A 3,727-nucleotide genomic window follows, 5' to 3' on the forward strand; every position below is an offset into this window, starting at 1 on the left:
GGGGGCCAGCGCCAAGGCGGCGGCGGCCGTCAGCACCGCCGTCGCGCGGCGCGCGACGGCGGTTGCGGGCAAGTTCATCATGCCTCGTCTCCTGTTTGTCTCTTGGTAAATGCCGGCACTCGTGGCGGTGCCGAAGCGTTATTTCAACGCAGCGCTTTCAATAAGTAAAAGCACAATATTCGATCAATTAACAAGTAATGATTGTTAATATGGACGGCACTTCCTCCAGCCGCAGCCGTGCCGTTCTTATGCCATGAATTTCTCGTTCCGCCAGATGCGCGCGTTCCTCGCGGTGGCGCGCCACGCCAGCTTCACCAAGGCGGCCGAGGAACTACATATCTCGCAGGCCGGCCTGAGCGCCATGGTGCGCGACCTGGAAACCCAGCTCGATTGCCGGCTTTTCGAACGCACCACGCGCGCGGTGCGGCTGACATCCGCCGGCCGCAGCTTATTGCCCGTGGCGCAGCGCACCCTGCAAGATCTGGGCGCCGCCGTGGCGCAACTGGGGGCGCTGGGCGCGGGCGCGCGCGACCGCCTGCGCATCGGGGTAACCCCACTGATCGCCTGCAGCGTGATCCCCGATGTGCTCAAGCGTTTCCAGAAGCTGGCACCGGGCGTGCGCGTGGACGTGCTGGACCTGGACCGCGGCCTGATCCCGGCCCGGGTCGAGAGCGGCGAACTGGATGCCGGTTTCGGCGCGTTCTTCACCCGCGTGTCGGGCATCCAGCGGCGCACGGTGTTCCCGGCCCGGCTGGCGCTGGCGGTGCCGCGTGTCGATGGCGGACGGAAGGCATCAACACGGTGGCCGCAGATCGATCGCGATCGTCTCATCGCGTTGCCCGACGAGAACCCCATCCAGAAACTGGTGAACCAGCACCTGGGCGCACCCGGCGACGCGCCGGCACGCGTGGTCACGCACCTGGAAACCGTGCTGGCCATGGTCGAGGCGGGCCTGGGGCAGGCGGTGGTGCCCTCGTTCGCGGCGGTGGCCAGCAAGCGCTGGAAAGTGCGGCTGCTGCCCATCGTGCCGGCTGTCGCGGTGGATTATTACTGCATCACGCGCGCCGGGCAGGGGGATGTCGATTTCATCGATGCTTTCGCGTGCTGTTTCGGCGAGGTGGTTCTCGCACGGATGGGGTGACGCCGGGCCGGGTTGGCGTCGCCAGGCCGTCAGTATCCGATGGCGTAGCCGTCCTTGCGATGATCGGATGCCGCCACATAACCGCCTTGCGGTAGCCGCATGGCCATCTGCGCGCTGCCGAACTCCAGGTCGAAGCGCGGCGCCACCTCGACCTGATGGCCCATGGCGCGCAGTTGTTCGACGACCTCGGCCGGCGTGTTCCATTCCACCGCCACGCCGAGGTTGTCGTCTTTCACGCGCCAGCGCGGCGCATCGCTGGCCGCCTGCGGGTTCTGGCCGAAATCGGCGATGCGGCTGGTGACTTGCACATGGCCTTGCGCCTGCATGGATCCGCCCATGACGCCGAAGCTCATCAGGGGTTGGCCTCGCTGCATCAGGAAGCCGGGAATAATGGTGTGGAACGGCCGCTTGTTGGGCGCCACCACATTGGGATGCCCCGGACGCGTTGAAAAGCCCCAGCCGCGGTTCTGCAGCGCGATACCGGTGTTGGGCACGACCACACCCGAGCCGAAGCCCTTGAAATTGGACTGGATGAACGACACCATGGTGCCGTTCCGGTCGGCGGCGGTCAGATATACCGTGCCGCCCGTGTGGGGACTGCCGGCGCGCGGTGCGCCGGCCCGCGCCGGGTCGATCAGCCTGGCGCGTTCGGCCAGGTAGGCGGGATCCAGCAACTGGTTGCTGGATACCCGCATGTGGTCGGGGTCGCCCACATGTTCATACATATCGGCGAAGGCCAGGCGCATGGCCTCGATCTGCAGGTGCAGGGTGCGTGCCGTGTCCAGGCCGCTTTCGGCCACGTCGAAATGCTGCAGCATGCCCAGCGCCATCAGTGCGCCGATGCCCTGGCCGTTGGGGCCGATTTCGAACAGTTCGCAGTCGCGGTAGCGGGTGCCGATGGGCGATACCCAGTCGGCCTGGTGGCGGGCCATGTCGGCCTCGGTGATATAGCCGCCCGTGTTGCGCGCATGCGCCGCGATGGCGGCGGCCAGTTCGCCGTGGTAGAAGCTCTCGCCCTTGCTGCGGGCGATGCTTTCCAGGGTGGCCGCCTGGCCGGGGCAGATGAAGCGTTCCCCCGGCAGCGGTGCGCGGCCGCCGGGCGCGAACGATTCCGCGTAGCCTGGCTGCCCGCTCAGCTTGGCGATCTGTTTTTGCCACTGGCGATGGACCGTGGGCGACACCAGGTAGCCATCGCGCGCGTAGCGCAGCGCGGGTTCAAACAGGTCTTCGAAGGGTAGCGAGCCGAACTTTTCCCAGATGGCACGCCAGCCCGATACGACACCGGGCACGGTCACGCTGCCCCAGCCGATGGCATCCATGCCGTCAAGGTGCGAGAACTTCGACGTTTCCCAGGCCGCGGGCGCGCGGCCCGAGGCGTTCAGCCCATGCAGCCGCCCGTCGTGCCAGACGATGGCGAACATGTCGCCGCCAATGCCGTTCATGCACGGCTCGACTACCGTCAGTGCAATGGCCGTGGCCAGCGCGGCGTCGATCGCATTGCCGCCGCGCGCGTACATTTGCAGGCCGGCGGCGCTGGCCAGGGGTTGCGAGGTGCTGACGACGTTATCGGCCAGCACCGGCATGCGCTGCGAGGGATAGGGAAACTGCCAGAATGTATCGTGGGGGATCGGCATGGAGCTACTTATTGGTGTGGATGTTCAGGGCCTTGACCTTGTCGCGCCAGAAAGCCTGCTGGTCCAGGATGAACTGCGGCAACGCCGGGCCGGCGATTTCACTGATCTGGAAACCCTGGGCGCCGATGGCCTTGCGAAAGCCTTCGTCGTCCTGGGCCCTGGCCAGCGCGCGGGCAACGACCTCGATGCGGTCTTTGGGCGTGCCCTTGGGCGTCATCAGTGCGAACAGGTTTTCTGCTTCCAGGCCCTGCACGCCCAGTTCCTTGAAGGTAGGCACTTCGGGCATGACGGGCAGGCGCTTGGCCGACGCGACGGCCAGCACGTTCACGCGGCCCGCCTCCTTGTGGGGCAGCGAACTGGTCACGCTGTCGAACATGAAGGCCGAACTGCCCGCGATGACCTCGGGTATGGCCTGGCTGCTTCCCTTGTAGGGAATCTGCAGCGCATCCACGCCCGCCTGTTCCTTGAAAATCTCGCCTTCCAGGTTGGACAGCGTGCCTGCGCCCATGGATGCGTAGTTGTATTTGCCGGGCGCGGACTTCAACAACGAAACCAGGCCGGCATAATCCTTGACGCCCAGCTTGGACGGCGTCACCAGGATATGCGGCGCGCTGGCGATCGCGCCCACCGCATCGAAGTCGCCGTCGAGCGATACGCGCTGCTTGCCGTTCACGGCTTCGTATATCGAGTTGGACATCACCGACGAGATATACAGGGTGTAGCCATCGGCATCGGACCGGGCCGCGGCTTGCATGCCGACCAGCCCGCCCGCGCCGGGGCGGTTCACTACCACCACCGACTGTCCCAGGGTATCGCCCAGTTTCTGGCTCAGTTCGCGCGCCAGCACGTCGGTGGCGCCGCCGGGCGGAAAGGACAGGATCAACTGGATAGAGCGTTGCGGGTAATCGGCCGCCATGGCGCCCGTGGCGGCGGCCGACAGCGCCTGCGCCGC

General features: G+C 66.4%; 3 protein-coding genes. 1 reads left to right on the forward strand and 2 read right to left on the reverse strand.

What is annotated here, in order from left to right; genetic code table 11:
* Positions 1-253 precede the first annotated feature (253 nt).
* Complete coding sequence (locus LPZ50_RS22905; RefSeq protein ID WP_230665118.1) at positions 254-1,141, forward strand: LysR family transcriptional regulator; 888 nt, start codon at positions 254-256, stop codon at positions 1,139-1,141.
* A gap of 29 nt (positions 1,142-1,170) precedes the next feature.
* On the opposite strand, the gene LPZ50_RS22910 is transcribed toward LPZ50_RS22905, so the two are convergent.
* Both LPZ50_RS22910 and LPZ50_RS22915 read right to left on the reverse strand, forming a co-directional pair.
* Entirely contained in the window at positions 1,171-2,775 is a 1,605-nt protein-coding gene (locus LPZ50_RS22910; protein WP_230665119.1) for a gamma-glutamyltransferase family protein, read from the reverse strand.
* Between the two features lie 4 nt (positions 2,776-2,779).
* The coding region (locus tag LPZ50_RS22915) for a Bug family tripartite tricarboxylate transporter substrate binding protein (RefSeq protein WP_230665120.1) at positions 2,780-3,727 on the reverse strand (948 nt) is incomplete at its 5' end.

The organism is Bordetella petrii (genome assembly GCF_020991325.1).
In the GTDB taxonomy this organism is placed as follows: Bacteria; Pseudomonadota; Gammaproteobacteria; order Burkholderiales; family Burkholderiaceae_B; genus Bordetella_A; species Bordetella_A petrii_E.